Here is a 1,051-nt window from a genome sequence, read left to right as displayed (position 1 = left end):
AAAAAAATAAGATATGAACCGAACCTTTTTCCGCTAAAGAGGCAATATAGTGTGTAAGCTGCTTATTCAGAGAACAAATAGAACAATCCAATTCACATTATTTACAACAAAAAAGGAGCGAATTAATTATGAAAAAACGTTTAATTGGTGGAGTAGTTGCTACTGCGATTTTGATTCCAGTTGCAGCATTTGCGGCTTCTGGCGTGATTGACACGACTACAAGAACACCGATGACTGCTGAACAAGTCAAGGTGGATGAGGTTGGCAAATCAACGCTCGATAAGCTGTATCTCGCATATCCTGAAACAAAATCGTTTGAGATTATCGATGCAAGCAACGTTCAAGGTGATGTATCCAAAGGGAAAAATGTAACCAACATGAAACAAACAAGCATCGTACTACAAGAAAAAGGAGGAACCGGCAAAAAGATTACCCTCCATACAAACGGTATTACGGGTGAGATTGAACACGTGATTCAAGAGAATTGGGAGCCTAAGGAGAAGTCACTCATTACGTTAACCGATCAGCAAATCAAGGCGAAGGTATCTGATCTTATTGATAAAATGTATGGCAACGTCGAAACCTACAAGGTTGCTATCGAGCAAATGGAGAATCCAAATCAAAAAACATGGATGTTGAATTACACCAATGAGATGTTCGAAGAACCGGTCTTCCAGGTTTTTGTTCAGGACAATACCATTAGTCTTACTAAGATCGTAGGTATTCCTACAGCTGATACACCTTCTGATACACCTTCAAACATGAAAGTAGAGGGCCTATTCTCTAGAAATGGTAAGCCTGATTATAGTGCTGATAACTTTTTAAACGATGAAAAACTGTTTGCTTTACTAAAAATCAGCCCCACAGAATTAAAACAAGAATTAGCAAAAGGTAAAACTGTTGTGGAGATTGCAGCATCTAAAAATGTCTCGAAACAACAAGTGATTGATGTGATTGCAGAAACACAGGCTAAAGGACAACTTCAAGGGGATGGAGTACCGATCACCGAGAAAGCACTGAAAGAAATGATGAAAGCAGTTGAACCAAAAGT

Annotated in this window: 1 protein-coding gene; it reads left to right on the top strand. The window is 38.7% G+C overall.

What is annotated here, in order from left to right:
* Positions 1-128: 128 nt before the first annotated feature.
* The coding region (locus HP401_RS29465; protein ID WP_173607623.1) for a hypothetical protein at positions 129-1,051 on the top strand (923 nt) is incomplete at its 3' end.

It is taken from the genome of Brevibacillus sp. HB2.2, assembly GCF_013284275.1.
Lineage (GTDB): Bacteria > Bacillota > Bacilli > Brevibacillales > Brevibacillaceae > Brevibacillus > Brevibacillus brevis_D.
This window is presented reverse-complemented; position numbering and strand designations above follow the sequence as displayed.